23 protein-coding genes and 1 tRNA gene are annotated in these 25,987 nt (G+C 48.2%); 13 read left to right on the top strand and 11 right to left on the bottom strand.

Annotation, left to right across the window (positions count from 1 at the left end):
- Nucleotides 1-296 precede the first annotated feature (296 nt).
- From BUB30_RS13560 to BUB30_RS13550, 3 genes are all read left to right on the top strand, one after another.
- Nucleotides 297-1,589 (top strand): hypothetical protein, encoded by a 1,293-nt coding sequence (locus BUB30_RS13560; protein WP_073134425.1) that lies wholly within the window; start codon nt 297-299, stop codon nt 1,587-1,589.
- A 175-nt stretch (nt 1,590-1,764) separates the two neighbouring features.
- On the top strand, nt 1,765-2,604 hold the full coding sequence (locus tag BUB30_RS13555; protein ID WP_073134423.1) for an alpha/beta hydrolase: 840 nt from the start codon (nt 1,765-1,767) through the stop codon (nt 2,602-2,604).
- A gap of 313 nt (nt 2,605-2,917) precedes the next feature.
- Nucleotides 2,918-5,269, top strand: a complete 2,352-nt coding sequence (locus BUB30_RS13550) for an ABC transporter permease (protein WP_073134421.1) — start codon at nt 2,918-2,920, stop codon at nt 5,267-5,269.
- 59 nt (nt 5,270-5,328) lie between these two features.
- On the opposite strand, the gene BUB30_RS13545 is transcribed toward BUB30_RS13550, so the two are convergent.
- Both BUB30_RS13545 and BUB30_RS13540 read right to left on the bottom strand, forming a co-directional pair.
- Complete coding sequence (locus BUB30_RS13545; protein ID WP_073134419.1) at nt 5,329-5,841, bottom strand: transposase; 513 nt, start codon at nt 5,839-5,841, stop codon at nt 5,329-5,331.
- The gene (locus BUB30_RS13540; protein WP_073134417.1) at nt 5,834-6,301 is read right to left on the bottom strand and encodes a MarR family winged helix-turn-helix transcriptional regulator; all 468 of its coding nucleotides are present in this window, start codon (nt 6,299-6,301) and stop codon (nt 5,834-5,836) included. Before BUB30_RS13540 ends, BUB30_RS13545 begins: the two co-directional genes overlap by 8 nt.
- Before the next feature lie 49 nt (nt 6,302-6,350).
- Here BUB30_RS13540 and BUB30_RS13535 point away from each other — a divergent pair, with 49 nt between their 5' ends.
- The 3 genes from BUB30_RS13535 (at nt 6,351) to BUB30_RS13525 (ending at nt 8,984) form a co-directional block, all read left to right on the top strand.
- Nucleotides 6,351-6,827, top strand: coding sequence for an SMI1/KNR4 family protein (locus BUB30_RS13535; protein ID WP_073134415.1), 477 nt, complete (start codon nt 6,351-6,353; stop codon nt 6,825-6,827).
- A 108-nt stretch (nt 6,828-6,935) separates the two neighbouring features.
- Nucleotides 6,936-7,754 carry a LytTR family DNA-binding domain-containing protein gene (locus BUB30_RS13530; RefSeq protein ID WP_073134414.1) on the top strand — a complete coding sequence of 273 codons (819 nt, stop codon included), beginning with the start codon at nt 6,936-6,938 and terminating at the stop codon, nt 7,752-7,754.
- 87 nt (nt 7,755-7,841) lie between these two features.
- Nucleotides 7,842-8,984: a serine hydrolase domain-containing protein gene (locus BUB30_RS13525; RefSeq protein ID WP_073134412.1), complete on the top strand. Its 1,143-nt coding sequence runs from the start codon at nt 7,842-7,844 to the stop codon at nt 8,982-8,984.
- 90 nt (nt 8,985-9,074) lie between these two features.
- On the opposite strand, the gene BUB30_RS13520 is transcribed toward BUB30_RS13525, so the two are convergent.
- Entirely contained in the window at nt 9,075-9,674 is a 600-nt protein-coding gene (locus BUB30_RS13520; RefSeq protein WP_073134411.1) for a hypothetical protein, read from the bottom strand.
- A gap of 155 nt (nt 9,675-9,829) precedes the next feature.
- On the opposite strand from BUB30_RS13520, the gene BUB30_RS13515 reads away from it, so the two are divergent.
- Complete coding sequence (locus tag BUB30_RS13515) at nt 9,830-10,399, top strand: hypothetical protein (RefSeq protein ID WP_143164894.1); 570 nt, start codon at nt 9,830-9,832, stop codon at nt 10,397-10,399.
- Nucleotides 10,400-10,427: 28 nt separating this feature from the next.
- Here the strand turns inward: BUB30_RS13515 and BUB30_RS13510 are convergent.
- A tRNA-Cys gene (locus tag BUB30_RS13510) sits at nt 10,428-10,504 on the bottom strand.
- A 469-nt stretch (nt 10,505-10,973) separates the two neighbouring features.
- Between BUB30_RS13510 and BUB30_RS13505 the strand changes: the two genes are divergently transcribed.
- Genes BUB30_RS13505 through BUB30_RS13495 form a run of 3 tightly spaced genes read left to right on the top strand, consistent with a single transcriptional unit; the run spans nt 10,974 to nt 12,710 of the window.
- Complete coding sequence (locus BUB30_RS13505) at nt 10,974-11,408, top strand: AAA family ATPase (RefSeq protein WP_221408698.1); 435 nt, start codon at nt 10,974-10,976, stop codon at nt 11,406-11,408.
- Nucleotides 11,395-12,165 (top strand): tRNA(His) guanylyltransferase Thg1 family protein, encoded by a 771-nt coding sequence (locus BUB30_RS13500; protein ID WP_245804084.1) that lies wholly within the window; start codon nt 11,395-11,397, stop codon nt 12,163-12,165. Before BUB30_RS13505 ends, BUB30_RS13500 begins: the two co-directional genes overlap by 14 nt.
- Nucleotides 12,162-12,710 (top strand): prolyl hydroxylase family protein, encoded by a 549-nt coding sequence (locus BUB30_RS13495; RefSeq protein WP_073134406.1) that lies wholly within the window; start codon nt 12,162-12,164, stop codon nt 12,708-12,710. Before BUB30_RS13500 ends, BUB30_RS13495 begins: the two co-directional genes overlap by 4 nt.
- 59 nt (nt 12,711-12,769) lie before the next feature.
- On the opposite strand, the gene BUB30_RS13490 is transcribed toward BUB30_RS13495, so the two are convergent.
- Together BUB30_RS13490 and BUB30_RS13485 are read right to left on the bottom strand one after the other, a co-directional pair.
- Entirely contained in the window at nt 12,770-14,830 is a 2,061-nt protein-coding gene (locus BUB30_RS13490; RefSeq protein ID WP_394333995.1) for a copper-translocating P-type ATPase, read from the bottom strand.
- Nucleotides 14,831-15,020: 190 nt separating this feature from the next.
- Nucleotides 15,021-15,473: a 5-fold beta-flower protein gene (locus BUB30_RS13485; protein WP_073134403.1), complete on the bottom strand. Its 453-nt coding sequence runs from the start codon at nt 15,471-15,473 to the stop codon at nt 15,021-15,023.
- An 830-nt stretch (nt 15,474-16,303) separates the two neighbouring features.
- On the opposite strand from BUB30_RS13485, the gene BUB30_RS13480 reads away from it, so the two are divergent.
- From BUB30_RS13480 to BUB30_RS13470, 3 genes are all read left to right on the top strand, one after another.
- Nucleotides 16,304-18,370 (top strand): ATP-dependent metallopeptidase FtsH/Yme1/Tma family protein, encoded by a 2,067-nt coding sequence (locus BUB30_RS13480; RefSeq protein WP_073134401.1) that lies wholly within the window; start codon nt 16,304-16,306, stop codon nt 18,368-18,370.
- A gap of 31 nt (nt 18,371-18,401) precedes the next feature.
- Nucleotides 18,402-19,391, top strand: a complete 990-nt coding sequence (locus BUB30_RS13475) for a hypothetical protein (protein WP_073134400.1) — start codon at nt 18,402-18,404, stop codon at nt 19,389-19,391.
- A gap of 80 nt (nt 19,392-19,471) precedes the next feature.
- A complete protein-coding gene (locus BUB30_RS13470; RefSeq protein ID WP_073134398.1) occupies nt 19,472-19,819 on the top strand; it encodes a cyclic-phosphate processing receiver domain-containing protein in 348 nt (115 codons plus the stop codon).
- A gap of 66 nt (nt 19,820-19,885) precedes the next feature.
- Here the strand turns inward: BUB30_RS13470 and BUB30_RS13465 are convergent, their stop codons facing one another.
- From BUB30_RS13465 to BUB30_RS13445, 5 genes are all read right to left on the bottom strand, one after another.
- Nucleotides 19,886-20,635 (bottom strand): RDD family protein, encoded by a 750-nt coding sequence (locus BUB30_RS13465; RefSeq protein WP_221408697.1) that lies wholly within the window; start codon nt 20,633-20,635, stop codon nt 19,886-19,888.
- A 207-nt stretch (nt 20,636-20,842) separates the two neighbouring features.
- Nucleotides 20,843-22,099, bottom strand: a complete 1,257-nt coding sequence (locus BUB30_RS13460; RefSeq protein WP_073134395.1) for a tetratricopeptide repeat protein — start codon at nt 22,097-22,099, stop codon at nt 20,843-20,845.
- Nucleotide 22,100: 1 nt separating this feature from the next.
- Complete coding sequence (locus tag BUB30_RS13455; RefSeq protein WP_073134393.1) at nt 22,101-23,408, bottom strand: ATP-binding protein; 1,308 nt, start codon at nt 23,406-23,408, stop codon at nt 22,101-22,103.
- Nucleotides 23,409-24,015: 607 nt separating this feature from the next.
- Complete coding sequence (locus tag BUB30_RS13450) at nt 24,016-24,402, bottom strand: YciI family protein (protein ID WP_073134391.1); 387 nt, start codon at nt 24,400-24,402, stop codon at nt 24,016-24,018.
- 686 nt (nt 24,403-25,088) lie between these two features.
- Nucleotides 25,089-25,919: a hypothetical protein gene (locus BUB30_RS13445; protein WP_073134389.1), complete on the bottom strand. Its 831-nt coding sequence runs from the start codon at nt 25,917-25,919 to the stop codon at nt 25,089-25,091.
- Nucleotides 25,920-25,987 lie beyond the last annotated feature (68 nt).

The raw sequence follows: 25,987 nt of genomic DNA, 5'->3' as shown, positions 1-25,987 counted from the left end.
TTGTAGGTGTCGCCGTTGATTGCTTTCGTTAGCCCACATTCGTAATACTCAAAAGCTTCAGGCCGAAGCATGTTGGAAACGCTTTGCCAAAATTGTCAAAAAACGCGCCAGTGTGCATCGCTTAAACAATTTGTTAACTCACTGCGCCTAGCGTATCGTTGTTTCGTGGTCGTAGCGTTGTGTCATGGTTGCAGACGGGCGATTTTGCTTCATGAAATATGATTTTAGGGTCCTTTAATTTTTATTAAATGTACCCGTATCTTTAACGAACAACGGATTTATCGGACAATAGACAAATGAAACTGTACTTAAATCTAAGCACAGCCGGACGTTACGGTGGGGGACTAAATGGAAATCTTCGGTACCTGACAGACTTGATCCAGGCAGAACTGAGCAAGTCGGGATTCACTTCTTCGTTCAATGAATTTTGGCTGACCCTAGCCTATCCTCCGATGTATGTTTTGCCTGGTGTTGTGGGAATGGAGAAAGATTTCAAGGAGTTCTACGATAAATTTCCTTATTCAAGATTAGACAGGCGCAACAAAAAGGTAGACATTACTTTGCAGGCTCCGGAATTCTCAGAACACTTGGATAAAGAAGAGCAATCTCGATACATGCACAAGTTTGAGATTGAGGATAAGTACAAGAATTTATCGGAGGTAGACCTGGCCAGGGTCCTTCTTGACAAGTGGATTCAAGTTGGACAGATTATCGATTCAAAGACAAAAAAGGATGACGATTTTGATTTTGAAAAATTCCAACAGGTGTTGCTTTTCATAAAGGGAGGGATCTCTAAGCAGTTTTTAGAAGACATCCATGCAAAACAAGCTATTGCGGCAGGCAATGACGCCCTTAGTCGTGCACTAAAAGTCAGGGAGGATCGAAAAAGCGTGGAAAAACCCAAAGACAAAAAAATAAGAGATTTACGCGTATACCACCCTGGTCTTCCAGAAAAAGGACTTTATCCCTACAGCTATCAATACGCCGAAATATTTTTGAATCTGCTTCGGCGAAATGAATTGATATGCCCAGGTTATCACCATCTATACATTCAGGTGGTGAAGACATTTGAAGAGGGATTGCGGAATTCGATTTCGGCTGAGGACTGGTACACCAATGGAATTTCGGTATTTGACTATGAAGCCTATTGCCGGCAAGATGAAAGCGGAAAGGGAAAAATGGTGGTGGAAGCCATAGCTGCCGGGCTAAATGACATCGCGATGCTGGATAAATTGGATACCACTGTAATTAAAAAAGTTACAGAAGAAATCAGGCAAACGGGACTGGAGACAGAACTGGTCTTTAACAAGATAGAAAGCAGCAGGCATACATTGCGAATCACTTACCTCTCCCGAAGCATGGAAGAAGAGTGCCCCATTTTCTTTCAATTGACCGACAAGCAAACCAGTCAATCCAACAAAATTCAAATTGGCAGAGCGGATAATTCTCAGATTTATTTCTGGCTTCAGAAAGTGACCTTGACAAAGGACAAAATAAAGATCAGGTCGAGCAGTTCGGTTACGGCTAACGTTTGGCTGAAAGACAAGCCCCGGGAAATGGAGTTTAGGATCGCGGATATGTTAACATAAGAACCATAACGCAAACGTAAAGCCGCTCCACAAAGCGTTGATTTTTTTGCAGCGACTGACAAATGCCTCTCCGCAAACGAAATCATAACAAAAAGTTAAAACAAGCGATGGAAAGTTCTTCTGAAAGAGACACGGCGGGATGGGAAAAGAACTAAATTACCCTAAACCACATTATATGCAAACCCTAACACAACCCCTTTCCGCAACCTTCGATGTAAGCAACGGACAAAAAGTATTTTATCGTCATTGGAAAACTGCCGACAGCCCCAAAGCTGTGGTGGTGATCGTACATGGATTCAACTCACACAGCGGATACTATCAATGGACGGCCGACCAATTGGTCGACAGTGGCTATGAAGCCTATGCGTTGGATTTGCGTGGCCGGGGCAACTCGGATGGAGAGCGTTTTTACATTGAAGACATGAACGAATTCGTAGGCGATGTAGATCAGCTGGTTTCGATCGTCAAAGCGACACATCCTGGTTTGCCCGTTTTTGTGTTGGGACATAGCGCAGGCGGCGTACTCTCCTGTCTCTATATGTTGGCGCACCAGGACCGCGTGAACGGATTCATTTGTGAAAGTTTTGCCTACCAGGTGCCGGCTCCCGATTTTGCCATCGCCGTATTAAAAGGCCTGAGTCATTTGGCGCCACATGCCCATGTGCTGAAGTTGAAGAATGAAGATTTTTCGCGCGATGCGACCGCAGTAGAATCCATGAACAATGATCCGTTGATTGCACACGAAGTGCAACCGACACGGACGGTGCAGCAGCTGGCGGTGGCGGATGAACGTCTGAAGAAAGAATTTTCCAACATTCAGGTTCCCTTATTTATTATTCACGGCTCTCTGGACAAAGCCACAAAACCCAGTGGGAGTGAGTTCTTCTACAAGCAAGCGAGCTCGACGGATAAAACATTAAAAATCTACGAAGGACATTATCACGACATGCTGAATGACCTGGATAAAGAAGTGGTTATGGGCGACATCCTGGACTGGCTGAATCAAAGAGCCTGATGTGCTATGACACAGAAAACAAAAAGGGCCGTCAAGGCCCTTTTTGTTTTTGTAAATGAAAAATATTTGCATAAACGATGCTGACTTATTCGGGGTCCCGAAAGATTTCTTGGGATTTGTGCAGACATTAATTGCTGGGCAGCCAAGTGTAGCGATTTGATTTCCGGCAGCCCGGTCAGAATCCATCCCGTTGTTTTCGGCAGACGCGCCAGGTTCGATGGAGTATGTCTCCGGGGGCAACAAAATTGTCCCAAAACGAACAGCCAGTTCAGCAAAATAATATTTAATTTGGATTCCGTTTAACGCTTCCCCTATGCTAAAGAATTTTCTCGCCGTAGCCTTCCGCAATTTCATGCGCCAGCGACTCTATTCGTTGATCAATGTTCTCGGGCTTGCCGCTGGATTGGTGTGCACGCTGTTCATCTACCTGTGGGTTCGCGATGAATGGAGTAAGGACAAATTTCATCACGACGGCGAAAAGATCTTCCAGGTTTTGGCCAACCTGGAATTCAACAAGGGTGAAATTCTAACCTGGGTTGCCACACCCGGTCCCCTGGCCGAAAACATCAAGCAGAATGTGCCGGAGGTGCAAACCGTTGTTCGCACCATGGGCACGGGCTCCGTGCTCTTCCAATACGGCGACAAGAGTTTTATGGAGACGGGCTATTATGCCGACGCCGATTTCTTCAATTTCTTCAGCTTTACCATAAAACAGGGGAGACCGAATCAGGACTCCTCTGATATTTCAACGATCTCCATCTCGCAAAAACTGGCGACGAAATTGTTTGGTCATGATAATCCGCTGGGCAAGACCGTGAGTGTCAATCACAAACTTGACCTCGTTGTCGGCGCCGTGTTCGAAGACGCGGGAACAAAATCATCGCTTCAATTTGACTGCATCCTCCCGTTTGAAATTTATAAGAAAGAAAGGGGCGAAGGTTTCAACTGGGGCGACTTTGATCACCCCACCTACGTGAAGCTCAATGATCCTGCCCAGGCAGACGACGCACTGGCAAAGATCAACGCAAGCGCAAAAAAGGCTAGCGAGGAGGCGGGCGTGTCATATTATATGCAGCCTTTCTCGGACTATTATCTCAACAGCCAATATCAGGACGGGAAGCCGGTGGGTGGCAGGATAAAATACGTGAAGATCTTTTCCATCGTAGCCATCTTCATCCTGGTCATTGCCTGTATCAATTTCATGAACATGGCTACGGCCAAGGCGGCTACGCGCGCAAAGGAAGTAGGGGTTCGCAAAGTGGTGGGGGCGCCTCGCTCGTCGCTTGTTTTTCAATTCATCGCAGAGTCAACCATCATCAGCCTGATCGCTACGGTGCTGGCCTTGGTTTTTGTGACCCTCATGTTGCCACTGTTCAATGTGCTGGTGAACAAACAGATCGAGATCAATTTTGCGGATCCGGTTTTCCTGGTGAGCCTGTTGACCATCGTCATCGTCACCGGGTTGTTGGCGGGAAGTTACCCGGCATTTTTCCTGTCGTCGCACCAACCCGCCAATGTATTGAAGAATTCCTCGCACCTGCAGGTCACGGGATCGGCGTTGAGGAGGGGGCTCGTGGTCTTTCAGTTTGCGTTGACTGTGATATTGATTGCCAGCTCGCTGGTCATCTACTCGCAGATCGACTTCATACGCAACAAAGATCTGGGCTACAACCGTCAGGCGGTGCTGACCTTCAGCATGCGGGGCGACATGACAAAGCGCTTTGATGCTTTCAAAACGGAAGCGCTGGGATATCCCGGGATCAAACTGGTTTCGCGTGCCGACAACAGTCTCGTGCAGGTCAACAATCAAAACGGATCGGTGGAATGGCCAGGCAAACCGGCAAACAGCAATGTGTTTTTCAGGACCGTGGTGGTCGACTATGATTTTCTGGAGACCATGGATTTGAAATTGCTCGACGGCAGGTTCTTTAACAAAGCGCACAATGACACCAGCACGTTTGTGATCAGTGAACGCGCCGCGCAGATCATGAATTTGAAGGAGCCCGTGGGCACCCGGATCGTGCAATGGGGAATACCGGGCACCATCATTGGAGTGGTGAAGGATTTTCACAGCCAGTCCTTACATCAGGATATTGATCCTATTGTTTTTATGTGCAATGGCTCCTGGGGACATCAGGTCTTCGTTCGATTCGAACCCAATCAACTCCAACCGGTCGTGAAAAACCTGGAGAGTATTTACAAGAAGTACGATGCACAGTTTCCCTTCACCTACTCCTTTCTGGACGATGATTTTGAAAAACTTTACAACAATGAAAAAGTGACCGGTTCACTGGCGCTGGGATTCACTGTGATGGCCATCATCATTTCAGGTCTTGGCCTGCTGGGTTTGGCGGCCTTTACCGCCGAGCGGAAGAAGAAAGAAATCAGCATCCGCAAAGTGCTGGGAGCCTCTGTCGCCGGCATCGTGTCGATGATGACGGTCGACTTTGTTAAACTCAGTGTGGTGGCATCGGCGATCGGTTGCCCGGTGGCTTACTTCCTGATGGAGCAATTGCTGGAAGGATACGCCTATCACACCGAGCTGAAGTGGACCCTCTTTGTTGCCACCGCCGTCTGCGTGCTGTGCATGGCGTTGTTAACAGTGGTCTTTCAGGTGGCAAAAGCGGCGATTGCCAACCCGGTGGATGCCCTTCGAAATGAATAGCGCGATGACCCGCGCCATTGTTAATTGAGATTTTGTTTTTATGAATTGATATTCGACGGTCAGGACACACTTGATCTCAAATTCATAATCCTCATACATAACGGAATTAATCCCACGGAAACGGCGATGAAAATGCCGACGCGGAGATAGTTCAATGTCCGCCAAAGCGTGGTTCGGCTTAGTAGATCGGTTTCCTGGTTTGCGTGGTTGGCTATTTTTTGAAATTCAATGATGTTGGGTGCAAAGTAGACGAGCGTCCACACTCTTACGGCAAAGTGGATCGCGAAAAGAATTAAAAGCCAGTTCCGTATCGGATCTAATTTCCAACAAAAGATGATGGCAAGAATGAAGGTGATCTCATGAAGGGAATGCGTGACAATCCAGAACGCTTTGAAGTCGAGCCCATGTTTGCCTTTGAATATTTGAAACGATTCGGGGGGAGCGGCCGTCCATTTGGGGACGATCACGGCGGTCTCAAAAATTTGGGCACCGTTCATTAGAAAATAAGCGAGGGTGGTTATGAACAGCCAGACTTCGGCCCGGGACAAATAGTTTGCGGTAATGTTATTCATGATTTAAATGGTTCGTGACGTCGCTCATGACTTGTATGGCGGACAGAAAATATTTTTCAACGATCTGAATTTCACTTTTCGAGAATGACGAAATAAGGTTTGTCGTCTTTTCCTGGAGCTCGGCAAAAAGGGGTTCCAAGAGTTTCATGGTGTTTTGAGTATTTGGAACAATGATCACTTTTCGCCGGTCGTCCTTGTCGAATTGTCTTTTGACCAATTTTTTCTTTTCCAGTCGATCGATCAACCCGGTAACCGCTCCTGTCGTTAGCCCCGTTAACCGGGAAAGTTCTCCGGCGGTGGTTTCGCCCTTCTCCATGAGTAGCCCTAAATATTTGTGGTCCGTGCCCGAAAGGCCCGCTTTTCGGGCGATGGCTTCGTGCATTAATATAGAGGTGTCGGAATACTGCCTGCTGATGGCCCGGAAATGTTGAAGGTCTTGGGGGTCCAGAGATTTAGTCATGGGCTAAGTATCTTAGTAAATAAATATCTTAGTAACAAAAATAAATAAAATGTGGGGATTCGCAAAAACCAGGGGATCCATTGAATTTAACGGCCTTTTGGACGAACTGAGGGAGTTTTGGAAGGATCAGGGCATTGAAACGGTTCCTGTTTCCTGGAAAGAAACAGCCCTAGGTCCGGAGGGTTTACGTCTCCCGGCCGATTTTCGAGTGTTCTATTCTAAGCTGAACGGTATGTCAAACCTTTACCCGAACGAAATGGATTCCGAAGGTTTTTTATTTTATCCGATAGACGTTCTGGTAACCGTGCGTGAAGAGTTTGATGAACCCGGCCTTCCTAAAAACATAATTGTTTTTGCCGAATACATGCACAAGAGCTGGTGGTACGGAATAGAGTTGCGAGCGGACGGGACGTATGTCATTGGCATCATACCCGATCGTGGAAGGTTTAAGGTGATCACGAATTCGCTTGAGGTCTTTATGCGTTTATATCTAATGGACGCTTCAGAACTTTACGATTACGGATGAGAAGGTAGGCACCCAGGTTTGGCAAGGAACGAGAACGCCGATTTTGAACGGAGCTTTTGTAAAGAAGACTTTACTTTCTGAATTTCAGAAAAAATTATCGAAAGCAAGATGATGCTGCGAAGGATCTTAGAGCCGGTTTTCCTGGGCTGTACAGCCAATGTGGCCATTAATTTCCTGTTCAATCCCAATGCTTTTGAGATTATTCCCAGCGAATTTGTCGCGGCATGCATTTTATCCATTCCCATCACCGAATGCAACGGGTACATCGACCGCAGGCTCGAAAGAAAGATCACCTGGCTGGAAAATCCGCGAAAGCGTTTGATCACCCACTTTTTATTCATCTCCCTTTTGCTTTTAATCCTGCTGAACATGCTCGGGAGTGGCTATATGTGGATTGCGCAAAAGGGATTTTTTTCCTGGAAAGAATTGCTCGTCATCAATCTCGTCACGCTCTGTCTGGCCATGACGCTGACGTTGGTAAAATGGGGAACTCATTTCTATACGCGCTGGGTCCGCGCCGAAAGCAAGGCGTCGGCGTCCGCGAAAATGGCCGAAGACCTGAGGAAGAGCATGACCGGATTCCCGCAGAGCATCGAAATACAAAAAGGCGTCAGCAAGATCAACATGGAAATTCAAGCCATACGGATGGCAAGAATAGCCTTCGGTACCGTACGGCTGTATTCTAGCGCCGGCGAATGCGGTGTATTCCCCGGCACGCTAAGTCAACTTGCCGCACAGCTGCCGGGCTATTTGTTTTTCCAGGTAACCCGCGACGCGATTCTCCATCGCGAAATGATCAGCAGCATATCGACATCCACGTTCGGGAAGATCCAGCTCACCATCAAGCAGCCCCTTGACGTTGGCTTCACTGTGAGCCGGCCCAAAGCGGCTGCTTTTCGAAAATGGTACAATAGCAATTCGGGCTGAAAAGAATAGCAACTCACTTCCTTTTCTGTTTTTCTCCATGCATGGTGCATCAGAAAGCCGTTTTTTCACCAAACCATAAAAGCGGTCATGAAGAAAAGGTTAATCACTTTAGGGCTCATCGGATTACTGTCGCTCGCCATTACGCCACAGGGACTTTCGGAAAACGGGCCTCCTGGAAAGTATAAGAAGATCCAGAAATATCTGGATCAAGCCACCCGCGACCAACTCGCCGGCGTAGTAGTCTATATCCAAAGTCCGAAACATGACGAATGGATAATCACTTCCGGATATGCAAACCTGGAAACGAAGACACGTCTCCAAAGGGATAACATTTTTTCATTGGCGAGCATCGGAAAGATGTACAATGCGGTGGCCGTGCTAAAATTGGTGGAAGAGGGGAGGCTGAAATTGGACGACAAAATAGCGGGCTACCTGCCTGGGGAGATCATAGAGCACCTGCCCAACGCCACCGAGGTAACGCTCCGGCATTTGCTGCGACACGCATCCGGATTTGTCAACTATGAAAACGATCCTGAATTGGTGCGGCAATATATTTCGGGGCAACTAAAACTGGATACCCTGAGTCATTTGGATGCCTTGCGAAGGTATGTCTTTGGCAAACCCGCGCTTTTTAAGCCGGGCGAGAAGTATGACTACAGCAGCACAAACTATTTGCTGCTGGCCATGATTGTCGATAGAGTGACTCCTGAAGGTCATTCAGATTATCTGCGCGAACTGATCCATCAACATGGTTTTTCAAACACATACTATCGCCAAACCCCACCCCAAAAAAATGTGAACTACTATGGCGATTTAAATCAGGATGGCGTGATGGAAGATCTCACCGCACAGACCATCGAAACAACCAACTGGTTTGCCGGCGACGACGGCGTATATGCTCCGATAGAGGAGGCCGCACAATTCCTGCAAGCGCTGATGAAAGGCAAAATTTTGAATGAGAAATTGCTAAAAGAAATGCAGACCTGGAACAATGCCCGCAAGCCCGATTACGGCCTGGGGCTAATGGCAGACAAATCGTTTCCCTATGGCTTGTTGATGGGACATTCAGGACGAGGCATTGGTGTCACCACCGACCTATACTACTTCCTCAAACAAGATATGACCGTCGCCATTTTTTGCAACACGGGTTTGAGAGGTTCGGCGCCGGAGTTTCGCAGGGCATACCTTAAGATGAGGGCCAGGATAGTGAAAAAGCTATTTTTGTTTTAACAGGGGAATCTTGTTAACGATGTCGATAATTACACCATTTTTTTCAATGGACGATTTCCTGTCCACCCTTGGGATTTCTTAGCAAGCTATTCAGACCAGCTTTATTATTTTTCGAGTAGCTGCGACGATCAACATAACAAACAGAAATAGCAACGCCAGGCACCACGTGAAACGAGTGGATAAAATCCTTTTGAAATTGAACAGCTTGTCTTCCGGCCTAAGGTAGGGTTCGTAATCGTAAAACAACCTATGACGGCCAGGCCGCGGATGAACATTATAGATCCGAAACTTGCCATTACGGAAAAAAACGGATTGCACATCCTCGGCCTTGCAAAGGCTGGCCAATTGCACGAAGGTCCCATACTTTACGTGATCTCCAAATGTAAGTTCGAAACCTGTCGTAGTGTCATTTTCTTGCAAGCGTTGGTGGATCGTCTGTTTGACAAAGCGCAGTTTGTCTGCGTCATCAACGGCGCCCGTCAATCTGATCTTCATAAATTTATCTTCCATAGCAGGGTCGGGAGTGATTTCGTCCCCGCGAGGATTCCAAGTCACGAGTTCCAGTGCCCGAAGCCAGTTTTTACGCACCAACTGTTGATGAATAAATTCGATACACAAAAATGACAATAGCGACAAGCTTACAATACCCGCAGGCAGGAGCAATTTTCTTTTCGGTTTATGTCGTAACATGATGATAGATACTGGATAAGTAATGCGCAGGCATCATTAAAGTCACCTGGGAATGGATAAATGTCCAAAAAAAATAAATCTGCGCAAAAAGACTGCGTACTTGCTTTTGATATTTGTCCTTCTAAAGGTTAAGCGATATGACCATCCCACAGGAAATGAAGGAAAAGATCTTTCTGACCATCGAAAGACAGCTGTCGTTGAAAGACTTTGAGTCCTGGCTTTATGCTAACGATGCATTGTCGGACCAGATGAATGAAAGTGTAGTACTGGAGGCCTATGCGTTCAACTACAATCAAGATCACGCGCTGGCTCAATTCAGCAGCGCGTTACTTCCCTACTTTGACCGGGACGAATTTTTGCTGTGGAAGATAACGTTGAACTTAAGGGAGATCATTGAAGGAAAAGACTCAACCCGCAGGATCTTAAGCGAATTCTGCAGGCTGGGGGATGAGGAGTTCCCTTTTCTTTTGCACTTGGGATACTATAAATATTACCTGGATGATGACTGGTTCGATCGTGAAATAGACGCCATCATGGCGGAGATAAAGAGCGAGGCAAACGAACTTCTCTTGGAAATTCTGGCCGAAAGTAAAGACCCACAATTCAAGATTTCTTCATTTGTAAGAAAAGCTTTGGCTGAGGCTCCTTCGCCAATGAATGTCGCTGCCGAGAAAATGAAAAGTAAGTCGATTGGGCAGAAGAAATGGTGGAAATTTTGGCGCTAACGAAAGCATTTGAATCTATTCAATGCGATGGAGTCAGCGATCGGATTCGAACCGATGAATATCTCTTTTGCAGAGAGACCCCTTAGACCACTTGGGTACGCCGACATTTTTCTAACAAAGACCATCCACTCCTTCTCAATAAAGAAGTGTTAACAAACAAAAAGCCCCGGACAAATTGCCCGGGGCTTGTATTATATTCGTTGTACGATCTATATCATAATACACTCATCCGGACAAAACGCATCGAAGCCATACAACATTCATGCTGCAGGTTGGGATTTATCGATGTGATGCGACCAGATTTCATTTTTTTTGTTTCGGTAATCAAAGATAAGATAACTTTTTTCGATAAATCAAAAAGATAGTTTAAAAACTTAGACTACTTTTGTTCTACGATGTCATTACAACGCAGTATCAACGGACTTAGTTTCAACGAACATGCCCATTGGGGAATGATCTATACCCGGCGTTGCACATACTATATGGTTTAAATACGTATAACAATACAACAAAGCCCGGGTCGTCTAAAACGCCCGGGCTTTTTTATTTAATGCATTTGAATATGGAAATGATCATGTTGATAGGAATCCCTGGCAGTGGTAAGAGCAGCTTCTATAAGAAAAATTTGTTCGATACACACGTACGCATAAGCCTTGACCTGCTCAACACCCGGAATAAGGAACGGCGGTTCATGGAGCTAGCTTTTTCTCTTCAACAAAGAATGGTGCTGGACAACACCAACGTGACCAAAGTGGAACGAGCCACCTACATCGCCGAAGCAAAGCGAAACAAATTTGCATTGACCGGTTACTATTTTGAGTCACGACTGGAGGTGTGCCTGCAGCGAAATGAGGCCCGGTCGGGTAAGGGAAAAATTAACAAGGTTGGCGTAATCGCCAAACACAAAGCTTTGGAGCTGCCGTCGTATGACGAGGGCTTTGATAAATTGTTTTATGTAAGGCTAGAAAATGACCAATTTCAAATAAACCCTTGGAATGATGAAGTTTGAAATGTTAGACAAAAAGATGCGTGTTTTCGAGCAAAACATGGATCAACTCGTATTGCCCGGACTCTATATTATTGCGCGACTGGATGGCCGCGGATTTACGAAGCTCACCAAAGAGAGGCTAGACCTTGAACGGCCCTTTGATTTGCGTTTTAGAGACGCCATGATCGAAACCACGAAACACCTGATGGATGCGGGTTTTAAAATAACGTATGGCTATACGGGGAGCGATGAGATTTCCTTGCTCTTTGACAAAAACGAAAACAGTTTCGGCCGGAAAGCCAGGAAGCTCGTCTCCATTTTGGCCGGCGAGGCCAGCGCACGATTTACGCAGGCCCTGGGGACCCTGGGTGTATTCGATTGCCGCATCATTCCGCTCCCCAACGACGACCTGGTTGTCGATTACTTTCGGTGGCGGTGCGAGGATGCCAGTCGCAATGCGCTCAATGCCTGGTGCTATTGGAAACTTAGAGAGAAAGGATTGTCCGCATCCGAGGCGACAAAACAATTAGAAGGCCGATCGGTCGCCGAAAAAAATGAAATGCTTTTTCAAGTCGGCATTAACTACAATGATTTGCCCGCATGGCAAAAGCGCGGGGTCGGCTTGTTTTACACCGACATGGAAACAACATCAGTGAACCCGATGGACAACAGGGAAATAACCGTTTCGCGGAAACAACTCACCGTCGAGATGGAACTCCCCAGGAGTACAGAATACGATATATTAATTAAGAAGCGGCTTACCGAGCAAACACCATGAAAGCGACTGAACTAAAAAAGAACATCTTCCTCATCGAAGACTTCTGGAGCGCAGACCAATGCGACGATTACATTCAAAAAACCGAAGCCCTAGGCTACGAACCGGCGACGATTCAAACCGACAATGGCCCGCGCCTGGTAGATTTTGTAAGAAACAATAACCGCGTCGTGTATAAAGACTTTGAACTCGCCCAACGCCTGTGGGAAGACGTGAAATCTTATGCTCCGCGCGAAATCGGGGAATCCGTTGCCGTTGGTCTTAATGAACAATTTCGGTTCTATAGGTATCAACCCGGGCAGCAATTCAAAAAGCATCGCGATCAAAGCTATATCCGGAATAGTAACGAAGCGAGTTATTTCACGTTCATGATATATTTGAACGATGAGTTTAAGGGCGGTGCAACAACTTTCAATGATGTCGTTGTCGAGCCTCAAAAGGGCTCTGCGCTTATATTTTATCACTACCTGGAACACGAAGGAACCGAAGTGTTGGAGGGTACAAAATATGTGCTTCGGACGGATATCATGTTTAGGTTAAAGCGGTGAAGAATTGCGTAATGGTAAGAAAGGGTGTGGCGCGGTGGCCAGTCCAGCAACCCATGCACCTATTTTATTCTCAACATTCTTGCATTAATTGCCACCACTACCGTGCTCACGCTCATCAACACCGCGCCCACTGCCGGGCTCAGCATGACGCCGGCACTGTATAAAACGCCGGCGGCCAATGGTAGCGCAATGACATTGTATCCGGTAGCCCACGCCAGGTTCTGAATCATTTTGCGATAGGTGGCTTTGCCAAACAGAATCAGGTTGGCAACGTCTTTTGGGTTGCTGTTCACCAGCACGATGTCGGAGGTCTCTGCGGCAATGTCGGATCCCGAACCCACGGCGATGCCGACGTCGGCCTGGGCCAGGGCAGGCGCGTCGTTTACGCCATCGCCGGTCATGGCGACAAACTCTCCTTTGCTTTGCAGGTCCTTTATTTTTTCAAGTTTTTGATGCGGGAGAACTTCGGCCATAAAGCCATCCATGCCTAACGTGTCGCTCACCGTTTTTGCTACGGCCTGGTTGTCGCCCGTGAGCAGGAGGGTCTTGATGTTCTGGCTGCGCAACACGCGAATGGCCTCGGCCGACTCGGGGCGGATCTCATCGGCCAACGCCACAAACCCCACAACGGTATTGTCGACGATCACGTAGACGACGGTTTCGGCTTGCGTGGATGGGACAGGTTCTGCTACATTATTTTCTCTTAAAAAGAGTGGGCTCACCACCTTCACTGCTTTGCCATCGATGCTGGCCTCGATGCCCTTGCCTGTGAGGGCTTTGAAATCTTTTAAAGCAGGAAGTTTTTGGTTGAGTTCCTTTGATTTTTTCACGATCCCCGTTGCAATGGGATGTTCTGAATTTCCTTCGAGCGATGCGGCAAGGGCCAGAACCTGGTCTTTCCCATAGGCTTGGTTCAGCGATTCATAGCGCACCACATTAAATTCTCCCCGTGTCAACGTTCCTGTTTTGTCGAAGACCAGGGTTGATATCTTGCGCGAATTTTCAAAGGCCGTCCGGTCCTTGATGAGCAAACCGCTTTGCGCGGAGATGGCCGTCGACCGGGCTACAACCAAGGGCACAGCCAGGCCCAGAGCGTGTGGACAACAAATCACAATGACCGTCACCATTCTTTCCATGGCGAACGCGAGATCTTTTCCCAGCACCAGCCAAACTATGAAGGTGGCAGCGCCGGAAAACAGGGCGATCAGCGTTAGCCATTTCGCGGCGCGGTCGGCAAGCAATTGCGTTTTGGATTTGGCGTCTTGTGCATCGGTTACCAGTTTGATCACTTGCGCCAGGTAGGAGTCTTTGCTACCGTGCGTCACCTTTACCTTTAATGCTCCTTCTCCATTGATGGATCCCGCGATGACCTTGTCGCCAGCATTCTTCTCCACCGGCCTTGACTCGCCGGTTAGCATCGACTCATTCAAGAAACTATTCCCTTCCACAATTTCTCCGTCGGCGGCGATCTTTTCGCCCGGCTTCACCAGGATCACGTCGTCCGCCTTCAGGGTTTCGGTTTTAACATCCATCACATGGTCGCCGTGCACCAGGTGCGCATCCGAAGGCATCAACTGAACGAGCAGTTCCAATTCCCGCGAAGCACTCATGATGGATTTCATCTCAATCCAATGACCCAGCAACATGATCAGGATCAGGGTTGCCAATTCCCAAAAGAAGTCCATTCCTTCCAATCCCAACACAATGGCCACACTATACGCATAAGCCACCGTGATCGCCACGGCCACCAACGTCATCATCCCCAGCGATCTCGATTTAATTTCATCCACCAACCCCGTCAGGAAGGGCCATCCCCCATAAAAGAACACAAAGGTCGATAGCAGGAGCAACACATAGTCCGAACCCGGAAACCCCCACTCAATGCCCAGCCAAAGCCGTATCATCGGCGACAACGCCATGATCGGCACCGTCAACCCGAGCACTACATAAAACCTCTTCTTAAAATCGTCAATCATGCCAGCATGATGGCTGTGCCCTGAGTGATTTGAATGACCGGGTGCAACCGGACCTGGCATGGAATCGTGATGACTATGCTTCGGAACGGGATGAGTATGCGCCTCCTGGGTCATGCCCGGAGAATGATCGTGACGGTGTTCCATAAAATTGGCTTTCGTGTTTACTATTATAAAGTAAACAAAACACAGCCGCCGAGGTGTTGTATTTAACCTTAAAAGATTTACAGAATTAAGGGAAAGCGAGCAAACGAATTGGTGCTAACGACCCAATTTTCCAAGCGGCGTCAGGAGTCTGATATATATAATAGAGAAGGGCGTCTGGTGTAGAGGTGTGCTATGGCTTGAGGGTTTTATCGATTTCTGTAGCGTCCGGATTTTCGGCACTAAAAAAACAATGCAATGCGCAGCCGTGAGATTTCTCCTTATATCCCGCCTCGACCTTGGCAACTTCTTTTCCCGCCACCTTCACCACGCCGTCCGGATCCGTTGTGACCACATGGCCTTTCATAGACTTGAAGCTCCCATCTTTCTGGATCTTCCCAATACCCTTGCCGTTCGCTGCCATAACATCACCATGGTCAGCAATAACACCAATCACCTGGCCCGTCGCGTCACAAACCTTCCCATTCTTAATGGAGCCCAGCGTTTTTCCAGCCTCGTCCACTACCGTCCCATCAGCTTTCAGTGTGGGATGCATCCCCCTGTGCTTGGGAGGAAGTTCCTGGGCAAAGCCCGATGCGATGGCAACCACCATCAGCAACATTGTTACAATCATCTTGTTTTTCATAATTAAACTTGTTTTGATTTACAATCCCCAAATATGTCCAACCCACCCCAAGCCTACCATGACTTTATCCCACCTAAAAAAATGACTTACATCATCTCACACTTCAATTCCTGCCGTCACCAAAAAAGGAATCCGCCTTTCCCATACCCGCACACGCACTTCCCACACCTCACACCCGCACCGCATTCCAGCATGTTCCATCAGGGCCTAAGCCTATCTTTGGCCTGGCATGGGCATGCGCGGATAGGGTTAAGTCCTGATGGAACATGCGGGGCCCCCGCGGCCCTGGAGCGGAGCTATGAAATGCGCCAAGGAAGAATAGCCCAAAAGAAACTATCCCACCAAACGCTCAGCCCAATAGAAGAAACGTCCCCCTCAAAATAAAAGGCATAATTGAAAACTGACCAAAAGAAACTCACATGCAAGTCTGTAAGACTTGCACCATCCCTTCCGTTATTTAGACTCTCTCCATCTTTCCAAAAAAAAACTCATCATCCAAAAAAAAATCAAACCACATCCTTAACTTTGCTAAAGCATTTCACTCTACTGTATAACCCAAAATAGAGTAAAATATGTTAGTCCTAAGTTTACATATCCCCAAATAGCAGCCGCGGCAAGCACTCTTGCCGTATCAAGATCGCTGTATCTAATCACTAGTTAGATCTCAGAACATCAAGTGCCAGCAAACGGCTTTGAGAAGAATGCTTTGTGCCATTCAAAATGTCATAAAAGCATTTCTCCGCTAGCCTGTGGGCACATGATGCATGCTAAAATAAATCATAGGACCTATCCATGCCGGAGGCATGGATAAAGCAATTCATTATACCCAAATGGAAACAACTGTTTTACATAAAGACCTGATCGACAAACGGCAAAAACTCCAAACGATCGCCAACACGCTGAAGGAACGTTTCATCGGCCTGGACAACGTCATTGACGAAATGATTGCCACGGTGATGCCCTGGTATCTTTTCCCTGAGGCGCAGCTGCGTCCCACCGTGATCAACCTGTGGGGGCTTACGGGCTCCGGGAAAACCGCTTTGGTGCAAGCGCTTGTCGAACTACTGAATCATCAGAAATTATATAGCCACATCGACATGGGCGAATTCGAGTCGGACAGTGCCAAGTGGATGAAAAAGATCCTCACCGATGACCTGGCTTTTTTTCATGACAAGCCCGCGATCATCTGCCTTGACGAATTCCAATTTGCCAGAACCCTCGACGCCGACGACAAGGAGTTGGGCAAAGACAAACTGCGCGTGGTCTGGGACTTGCTGGACACCGGCAAAATCGAATACACTCCAAACTACGGCTCGTTCTATCTTTTCCGCGCCGAAAGTGGACTGCGACGCCTGGAGCGCGCGTTAAAAAGTGACGTGCAATTGGAGCAGGGCAAGGTGGTCTCCGGAAAAGACACCTTCCTGAAAATCTTCGAAGGATTTTACTTCGACGACGGCGACGCGCCCATGACGGCCGACTATTTTACGTCCGAAGACTTCATCGACGGCATGTACTACCTGTTCGACAACGATGAGTATTCCAAAGAGTACATCCGCCAACGCATCAAGGCCGGCTCGCTCGCCGAGCTCTTGGCGTTTGTGTTTGAAGGCATGGAGTCGAGATCCGCCACAAAGACATTGGACCTTTCGCGGGCTTTCATCTTTGTGTTGGGCAACCTCGACGAGGCCTACGCCATGAGCCGCAACATGAACCCCGACATCAACGCCGACGAGTTTCATGAGCAAACCGGCAAGATCACGATCGCGCACATCAAACGCGCACTGCGCAAGCGATTCAGGGCCGAGCAGATTGCGCGGCTGGGCAACAACCACGTCATCTACAAATCGTTCAACAGTGCCCAGTTCCGCCAGCTCATCCAGCAGGAGTTGAGCCGCGTAGGCGACTTCATCCAGCAAAAATTCGGATGGAAGATCACCTTCGACGACTCGGTCGTGAACGTGGTCTATGCCGAAGGCGTTTTCCCCGCCCAGGGGACACGCCCCGTGCTGACCACGGTGAAAAACCTGATCGAATCCCGCATCAGCAACCTCGCCGTTTCCATTCTCGAATACCAATGGTCCGTTCATGAAATTGTATGGGCTTTCCATGACACACACTTTGTGTACACGCTGAAAGACCACCAAGGCGAAACGGTATCCAGTCTTTCGGACAAAGCCCGCCTGAAACTGGAGAACCTCCGCAAGAGTGTCGACCCCGAATTGCAAGCCCACACCGCTGTGCACGAAGCGGGTCACGCCGTGTTGGCCGCGCTCACGTTGCGCATCGTTCCATCCGTGGTCGTGTCGCGAACGGCTTCTGAGGCGGAGGGATTTTGTTTGGTCAATTTTCCCAAAGGTCCTGTGACAAGGGAGACGTTGAAGAAAGACATTGTCATCACGTTGGGAGGGTATGTGGCGGAGCGAATTGTTTTTGGAGAAGAGATGACGTGCTCGGGTGTGTCTGCGGATATCGAAGAAGCGTCGTCGCTGGCGAACAAGGCTGTTCGGCAGTATGCGATGGGCTCTGACCCGATCTTCCTGGCGGTGGAGAATACGTTAAATGAGGATGCTTTCTTTTTGTCCGAGCGCTATGCAACGGAGGCGATTAAGATCATCAGAGATGGAGAAAACGAAGCGGAAAAAATCCTGCTCCGTAACAAATTGCTGTTGTTGAAAATGGCGGAGTATCTCACCAAACACTCGAAGATGGAAGAGGCTTTGATCGCGGAGTATGTCATGAAATATGGCAAGGAATCGTGGTTGGAGTCGGAGGGACTGATAAAGAAGGATCAGTACTATCGGTTCAATACGGTGATGGAGGAGCAGTTGAGAGCGTTGGAAAGCAATGAAGCGGAGACGGTGATGGAAGAGCTTATTGCTGAAGTGACGCGGGGATAAAAGAATTAATAACAATAAATAAAAATGAAAAATGTTAAAACGAAGTAGTATTAAAGTGGATTACGCCCCACGCTCGCTCCATTGGTATAATGGTGCGCTGATGGATTGGGTGTCTGGTATTCTGCATAAATTGGATGGTGAGAAGCAACGCATCGGGTATAAAATGGGCTACCGCTTTGATGCAGTCAGGTATTCCCCTGATGGCGTTTATGCCGTTATTTACGAAAGGCTCGGAACGAAGGCTGTAATATTAAAACAAGGAGAAATTCTAAGAGAAATTAGTCGTTCGTATTACTGTGCCGAAGCCTATGAGTATCCAGTCGAAATAATAAAGCTGCCCGAGGGCTACGCCTTGATTCACTGTCCGGACAAATACAACCAGATTGAAATTGAACTTATCGAGTCCGGGAGGAGAATAACTAAAATGGAAGGCCGGCATCCCGGTGATTGTTTTCATGCCAGGTTCCAGACCAACCCGTCAAACACACATCTGCTAAATGCAGGCTGGGTGTGGCATCCCTATGGATTTCTGGAGCTACATGATGTGCGTAAAGCAATTGAAGACAACAACGAATTCGACAACTCGTCGTTTAGCCTTCCGATTCATGACGAAGTAGGTTCGGCGGCGTTTCTGGATGACGATCTTTTTGTTGTGGGAACAACCGGCGAAGGGTTCATGGACCCTAATGAACCGGAGGAGCCTGGTTTGGGAGCCAATCAAATCGGATTGTTCTCCATAGCCAAAAATCGATTCATAAAGACGTGTTCTGTTGATAGAGAATTTGGGGTTTTAATACCGATGACTGTGGATTATGTTTTGGATCTGTATGAACATCCCAAGGTTATTGACATAAATACGGGTAGCGTTTTAGAAACCTTTCCCGATATCGAATCCGGTAAACAGCGCACGGCCATCGTGCATCATCCCGAGTTAATGCCGCCTGTGGCCCTAGCCCTTTCTGAGCGAAAAATTGCAGTTGGAACGAGCACCACAATCGAAATTCTGGAATGGCCTGAGTGAGGCAACATAAATAAACACCATAAATCATCTGTTATGTATGCGAACGCTATAACTTACCTTTGAAAGTCACGGCCAAAGAAATGAACTACAAACTCTTCCTCGACGACCTCCGCCACGTCCAGACCATCTACCCCCACGCCGCCGAATCCGACTTCGTCATCGTCCGCTCCTGTGCCGATTTCATCAAGACCATTCAACAAAACGGCCTACCCGAATTCATAAGCTTCGACAACGACCTGGGCTGTGATGAGAATGAAGTTCCCTTGCTCGAAGGATATGATGCGGCAAAATGGTTGGTCTATGAAAGTGGCCTTGATCTCTCCCAACTAAAATTCAACGTCCATTCTTCAAACCCGGTGGCTAAGGTGAACATCGCTTCGCTGCTGGATAACTATATAAAATTCTTGAAGTCGTCTGGCGTGCTTTAATGCAATGCTCTTTCGAACTTATTTTATATCATTATTGACGATAGATGAGGCGCGGCATTTCCCGATTCAAACATTGATCACCACACTTTCACCAGCGAAATCATGTATGGCTCTGTGCTCGACATTTGAATGAATGGTGAAGAACGAGATGGTTCCGAGAAAGAATTTCACCACAATCCGGGCATAGGCCCTCCAGAGGGGGATGCGCTGTGATGGGTCGTGATAGGCGCGCACGCGGATCTTCATGAGGCGCTGGCCGAGGGTAGCAGAATAGGTTGTGAGCAGGGGATCGTAGCCCAAGAGCAACGTGGCGGCCAAGGTGATCATAATGGTGGAGCGGCTTTCGTGGTCATCGAGGATCACCATGGTGATGATCATTAAGAACCATCCCAGCCAGGCATCCAATGCGACGGCAGCGAACCGGCGGAGGAGCGTGGGATAGGTGTATTCGATTCCTTGTGCAATGAAAGTGCCGGGTGGCAAGGGCTCATTCTTTTCTGCGGCGACAGCTTCTTCCGATGTGAGCGACGTGACGGCTGGTTTCATGCGATAGGCCTGGGCCGCACATATGCCGTAGCAAATGGTGATGATCACGAAGCTCCAATCGCTATTCGCATAGCCTGCGAGCAGGCATGCCAGTGCAAGGAGGCTGAGAAGAACGATCACGATCCACCGAATCCAGTTCATGCCGCGGTAGGCAAAAAAGAACAGCGCCACGATCAGGACACTTTTGAATATGACGCCGGATACATCGCCATTGCCCACTTGCATCACTTTGAAAAAGAAGAACATCTCGGCAAGGAGGAGAAGAGACAAGACAAGGTAAAAGGTGTTAGGTTTTGTGGTGGTGGTTCGCATAGTGAATGGCAACTTTATTTTCGGGTTGGCAGAAAAACAGGTTTAAATGAAATGACTAAATAGAAAAATTTACTTTCTATTTAGTCATTGGAAACTTCTGAGCGGGTCGGCCGATGACGAAAGCAACACTCATGCAAACGCCGCCATCATCAGCAACCGTGAACATCACCGATTATCTTCCTTTATCAGGAAGTAGTTGGTCACCCATTGAAACGCGACAAACCCGAAAAGGAATATCGGGGTCATGATGTTGAAGAGTTGACCGGTCGAAAATGTTAGGCCGATGGCGGAGAGGCCGAGGCCTGTCAGGAGCAGCGTGCCAATCAACAAAGCGTATTTATGTTTCGACGGCGAGAACATCACGCTCAGGGGAACCATCATGGCGAGACCAAAGGCGGCGATGGCCAGGAACTTTTCGTCGGACAGCACCCCGTAGAGCAGGAGGCCGGCGATGCAAAGGGCAAGGCTGGTGGCTACAAAGTTGGCGCTGGTTTTTTCGTTGTCTTCGAGCAAGAGTTGTCCGTAGCGATTGAAGCGGAGAAACAAGTTGCTGATCGGGGTGATGACCCAGGTGGAGAAGGCCATCAGCGAGAGCACGATGATGATCGGCACCAGGTAAGGTTGCAAGCCTTCGTTTGATCGCGCGATGTTTCTAAGCGCCCGTACCCCGATGGAAAAGCCAATGAGAACACCCCATTGATATTTGGAGGTGAGGTTGCCCATGAAGAAGGCGTATTTCAAAAATAATTTGTAGACGGGATTGCTTGCCTTCAAGGCTTCCGCCATGCCGGCCCGGGCGTAGCCAAACGTGGGGTCGTGTTTCAGGGCTTCTGCGAAATGTTCCAGTGCCTTTTTGTGATTGCCCTTCTCCAACAGACTCCAGCCGTAGTTGGCGTGTGTATACGGATTGTTGGGTTGTTCGCGCAGCGCGCCTTCGATGGTGGCAAAGGCCTCATCGGGCTTGTTCAATTTCAGCAGGGCTGTACTCCGGGTGTTGAGCGCCAGCAAATTTTCCGCATCCAGCTCGAGGGCCTTGTTGGCCAGCTCCAGCGCTTCTTGATAGCGTTTTCGTGCCAGCTTGATGTTGGCCAACAGCGCGTGATAGTCGGCGTCGCCAGGGTCGAGTGCGACGGCTTGTTTGCCGTTCTCTTCGGCGGCGGGGTAGTTTTGTTGTTGTATGGAGATCCTCGATTTGATATAGAACAAGTGCGGCGTGTCCGGCGACAGTCCGATCGCTTGATTGATGATCGTCGTGGCGGCATCCAGGTTGTCCTGCTGGAGGTTACATTCGGCGAGCAACGACAACAGGTGGATGTTGTTGGCATCCTGGGCGAGCGAATCTTTCAGGATTTTTTCGGCTTCGGCGAATTTCTTTTGTTGTATGAGGATATTGACCTTCGATAGTCTGACGTCGTCGAACATATTATTTCTTTATTTTAAGATAATGGAGGATATCGTCATACAACCCTGCGTCGTTGGCGAACATGGCAAAATTCTTGGCGGTCATAAACCATTCCTGTGTGCTGGGTTTATGTTTTTTTACGGCCGCGAGAATGTCTTTGGTGTCGATGGGTTTTGGGATGCCATCGGTGAAGGAGGCTTCCAGTTTCAGTTCGATGGCAATGTCGATGATGGCATCGATGTCGGCCCCCGAGTAGTTCTCCGTTTTTTTTGTGATCTGGTTGTAGTCGATGGTTTCGGTGGGCTTGTCTTTTAGTTTGAGGCGCAAGATGGATTCCCGCGTCACTTCGTCGGGAGGTGGAACAAAGATGATGCGGTCAAATCTTCCGGGGCGCCGGAAGGCGGGGTCCAGGTTCCAGGGAGTGTTCGTGGCGCCAAGGATCAGCACGCCTTCGTTGTTGTTGTTTATGCCATCGAGTTCTTGTAAAAATTGATTGATGAGGTGTCGTCCGGCAGATTGTTTCATGTCGGTGCGGCTCGCTCCCAAGGCATCGATCTCATCGATGAACAGAACGCAAGGTGCGTTGGTGCGGGCCAGGTCAAAAATTTCATGGAGGTTCTTTTCGCTGTTGCCGATCCACATGTCGAGGATGTCGTTCAGGCTCACGTTGATGAACCGGGCGTTCACTTGCCCGGCCGTGGCTTTGGCGAGATAGGTTTTGCCACAGCCTGGGGGCCCATACAACAGAATGCCACCGCCGATCTTTTTGCCGTAGGCTTTGTAGAGTTCCGGGTGCATCAGCGGCTTGATGATCTTGAGCTCGATCTCTTTTTTTACGGCCTCCATTCCTCCCACATCACCAAAATTAATGGTTGGTTTTTGTAAAAAGCGATTGTCAACTTCTTCATCCAATTCGGGGGCTTCCAGGGTGCCCTTCAAACGAAGCTGACTGTCGAGTTCTTCATCGTACGCCTTGGGGTCGAGGGCCAATACCTTTTTGTAGGTTTCGATGGCTTTGCTGACGTAGTTTTCTTTTAACAAGCCTTTCGCGTAGAGCGTGAGTACTTCGGTGTCCTGGCTGCCTTCTTCGATCAATTCTTCGAGGATGACGTTGCAGGCGGAGTAGCTTCCTTTGGTATAGAAGACGCGGGCCAGGCCCGACTTGGCTTTGGGGTCGTTGTTTGTGGTGAGGATGAAGGTGTATTCGCGTTCTGCTTCTTCGAGTTTGTTTAGTGACAAAAGGGTTTGTGCCAAGAGGAGCCGCAACGCAACATTGTCGGGGGAGTATTTTAAGGCTTCCCTTAAACTCTCAATCGTTTTTTCGCTCATTGTAATTTTTGTTAATGTTTTTTTATCAAGGGACTGCTTTGATTTTCAAAGGGTGTGGTGTTGGCATGTTGCCTGTGTGTTGGTTGAGATTATAATAGTATTGGGCCAATTCAACGTCATAGCACACAATTGATCGCTTCGGATTCTCGCAAAATAAAGTTATTTCTTGGGATTCGCCATGGAATGATGGCGAACATTTTGGGTGGTTGTTGGCACCGCAATACTGGGGAATTTTCCAGGATTTGGGTGTTGTTTTTTGTTTGGGTGTGCCTGGCCGTTCGGGTCGAACGTTCGGTGCGATAGGTTGGTTTGGTGCGGGAATCTTTCGCGCATTTCATAGCTCCGCTCGAGGGCCGCGGGGGCCCAGCATGTTCCCATCAGGGCTTAACCCTATCCGCGCATGCCACTGCCAGGCCGAAGATAGGCTTAGGCCCTGATGGGAACATGCTGGAGATTGTGCGGGGGTGGGTGTGAGGTGTGTGCTGGCGCAGTGTGGGTTTGAGTGTGAGTGTGAGTGTGAGTGTGAGTGTGGGTGTGGGCGCTGGGGCGTGGTGTGAGTTAGTCCTGGGGAGTGTGAAACGAACGAACTTAGTGAGTAGCGCGAAATTTATCCTTGCTGGGTGGGGTATACAAAAGCTGTTTCTTCTTCTTTGGTTTTGATGGGGCGGATTTCGATGGTGGCGAAGGGGACGTAGGCGAATTCTGGGTTGTCTTTGGCGATGGTGACGGCCTCTTGTATGTCCTTTGCCAGGATATGATAGTATCCCACTTGCACTTCTTTGTCGGTGGCAATGCTGCGTTCTTTCCAGGACGTGCCTGTTTTTGATAGTACGATTCCTTCTCTCACCAGGGGTTGTGCTGCGATCAGGGTGTTTTTGCTTTTCAGTACGCCGATATAGGTTTCGCAGGCTTTGATGAATGCGAGCTGTTTGTCGCCGGTCAGGGATTTCTTTGCGTCCTTTTCGTTGCGGATGTAGAACATAAATTCTTTCATGCGGATGGTTGTTTTTGGTCGGTACTAAAATCTCACGTTGAAGTGTTTCGTCTTTTCGATGGCGATCATCTTGCCAGTTGATAGACGGTGATGAGGGGCAAATGAATGTAACGCTTAAATCACGCTTGCGCAAATTGCAGGATCCGTATGAAAAAAATTGAGCTGTGGAATGAAGAAATGTGAATCGGGCGAAGGATTTTACAATTGCTATCAAGACCTCTTGATTGGATAAAACTTGTGCGTCATTATTTTGGCCGGATAAAATCACATTGAAACCACCGGGACAATAAAATTTGAAGGCACACATACTTTAATTTCAATCTTCGGATCTTCCTGTTCGGATTTATACCAAGAAGGCTCCATCCTTTCAAGCAAACATTGCCTCAATTCGCATAACCAACCCACACCCTACACACCCACACCAATTCCAGCATGTTCCCATCAGGGCCTAAGCCTATCTTTGGCCTGGCAATGGCATGCGCGGATAGGGTTAAGCCCTGATGGGAACATGCGGGGCCCCCGCGGCCCAGGAGCGGGGCTATGAAATGCACAAGAAAAATGAACGTAGAGAGAAGCTATCTCACCAGTGCGATGTAGATGGGAACCTATAGCTACGTTAGTGAACCCATAATAAAAAAGAGGATGCCTTTACAGACACCCTCTTTTTTGAAAACGTTAGAGGCAACTTAGTTGGTGACAGGCACTTTAAAAATACCCTCCGTAAATTGAAGAACCGTTCCATCAGTTTCTCCTTTCGCGCTAAATTTAAACGTCCCTTCAGCAACCTTAGTCGTTGCGTTGTAGCTGGTAATTTTAAATTCGCCTTCCGCGGCTTGACCAAGCCAGGACTGTCCCATGCCACCTGAGCTAAAGAAGGTGGGAGAATAATAAACACTTACGTTATCGCCGCTTGTAGCGCCACCCGGGATGATCGCATAAGTTTTAGGCCCTGAAGGCGTGTCCCTAAAGATAAAAGAGAGCTGTGAATTGCCTTCCGTGCCGTAACCTGCAAAAGTATTCCCGATCATTTCGGCACCGAAGAAGCCGCCGATGATGGAGGTCCATTGTGTTCCGCCGATCTTTACTTTCATGTAATATGTGGCTGTTTGTCCGACAACATTCGTTATCGTACCCACACCTTCACTATCGCTGATCTGGGCATTCTTCGCATTGGAAAGAATGATTTTAAACTTTTCATCCGTTTCTGTCGCCGCATCGGTTTTAGCGCTGATCAGTATTTTAACGGATGTCTGGCCGGGCATGATCTTTCCGGTGGCCGCAATAACGGCATTTAAATCGGCGGAAGTGGTGGTGATGTCTTCCGTTTTGTAACTGAACGTTACGGTGTCTTCACTCACGGTGTTGATCGACACAGTAAAAAGCAACTGGCTCCCTTCGGAGGCCGTGACATCGTCAATGCTGATGACGGGTAATACAACGTCGGGGGCACTGTCTGAACAACTTGCCAGGGCTACGATGATAGCGAAGGCACAGAATAATTTTTGCACAATTTTCATATAGAGTTTTAAAATTTGCGCAAAGCTAACCACGGCTTAATTGTTTATTTTGCGTTTTTGATGCATTT

This window comes from Chryseolinea serpens, assembly GCF_900129725.1.
Taxonomy (GTDB): domain Bacteria; phylum Bacteroidota; class Bacteroidia; order Cytophagales; family Cyclobacteriaceae; genus Chryseolinea; species Chryseolinea serpens.
Note: the sequence above shows the minus strand (reverse complement) of the source record. Positions and strands in the feature narration are given on the sequence as shown.

Bases quoted from the DNA above. Each gene is read 5' to 3' on its own strand.
- BUB30_RS13515 (WP_143164894.1), top strand. From the start codon at position 9,830: ATGAAGGAAAAGATCTTTCTGACCATCGAAAGACAGCTGTCGTTGAAA.
- BUB30_RS13540 (WP_073134417.1), bottom strand. From the start codon at position 6,301: ATGACTAAATCTCTGGACCCCCAAGACCTTCAACATTTCCGGGCCATC.
- BUB30_RS13530 (WP_073134414.1), top strand. From the start codon at position 6,936: ATGATGCTGCGAAGGATCTTAGAGCCGGTTTTCCTGGGCTGTACAGCC.
- BUB30_RS13495 (WP_073134406.1), top strand. From the start codon at position 12,162: ATGAAAGCGACTGAACTAAAAAAGAACATCTTCCTCATCGAAGACTTC.
- BUB30_RS13460 (WP_073134395.1), bottom strand. From the start codon at position 22,099: ATGTTCGACGACGTCAGACTATCGAAGGTCAATATCCTCATACAACAA.
- BUB30_RS13555 (WP_073134423.1), top strand. From the start codon at position 1,765: ATGCAAACCCTAACACAACCCCTTTCCGCAACCTTCGATGTAAGCAAC.
- BUB30_RS13560 (WP_073134425.1), top strand. From the start codon at position 297: ATGAAACTGTACTTAAATCTAAGCACAGCCGGACGTTACGGTGGGGGA.
- BUB30_RS13450 (WP_073134391.1), bottom strand. From the start codon at position 24,402: ATGAAAGAATTTATGTTCTACATCCGCAACGAAAAGGACGCAAAGAAA.
- BUB30_RS13445 (WP_073134389.1), bottom strand. From the start codon at position 25,919: ATGAAAATTGTGCAAAAATTATTCTGTGCCTTCGCTATCATCGTAGCC.
- BUB30_RS13485 (WP_073134403.1), bottom strand. From the start codon at position 15,473: ATGAAAAACAAGATGATTGTAACAATGTTGCTGATGGTGGTTGCCATC.
- BUB30_RS13480 (WP_073134401.1), top strand. From the start codon at position 16,304: ATGGAAACAACTGTTTTACATAAAGACCTGATCGACAAACGGCAAAAA.
- BUB30_RS13490 (WP_394333995.1), bottom strand. From the start codon at position 14,830: ATGGAACACCGTCACGATCATTCTCCGGGCATGACCCAGGAGGCGCAT.
- BUB30_RS13475 (WP_073134400.1), top strand. From the start codon at position 18,402: ATGTTAAAACGAAGTAGTATTAAAGTGGATTACGCCCCACGCTCGCTC.
- BUB30_RS13470 (WP_073134398.1), top strand. From the start codon at position 19,472: ATGAACTACAAACTCTTCCTCGACGACCTCCGCCACGTCCAGACCATC.
- BUB30_RS13525 (WP_073134412.1), top strand. From the start codon at position 7,842: ATGAAGAAAAGGTTAATCACTTTAGGGCTCATCGGATTACTGTCGCTC.
- BUB30_RS13455 (WP_073134393.1), bottom strand. From the start codon at position 23,408: ATGAGCGAAAAAACGATTGAGAGTTTAAGGGAAGCCTTAAAATACTCC.
- BUB30_RS13520 (WP_073134411.1), bottom strand. From the start codon at position 9,674: ATGTTACGACATAAACCGAAAAGAAAATTGCTCCTGCCTGCGGGTATT.
- BUB30_RS13550 (WP_073134421.1), top strand. From the start codon at position 2,918: ATGCTAAAGAATTTTCTCGCCGTAGCCTTCCGCAATTTCATGCGCCAG.
- BUB30_RS13500 (WP_245804084.1), top strand. From the start codon at position 11,395: ATGATGAAGTTTGAAATGTTAGACAAAAAGATGCGTGTTTTCGAGCAA.
- BUB30_RS13545 (WP_073134419.1), bottom strand. From the start codon at position 5,841: ATGAATAACATTACCGCAAACTATTTGTCCCGGGCCGAAGTCTGGCTG.
- BUB30_RS13535 (WP_073134415.1), top strand. From the start codon at position 6,351: ATGTGGGGATTCGCAAAAACCAGGGGATCCATTGAATTTAACGGCCTT.
- BUB30_RS13505 (WP_221408698.1), top strand. From the start codon at position 10,974: ATGTTGATAGGAATCCCTGGCAGTGGTAAGAGCAGCTTCTATAAGAAA.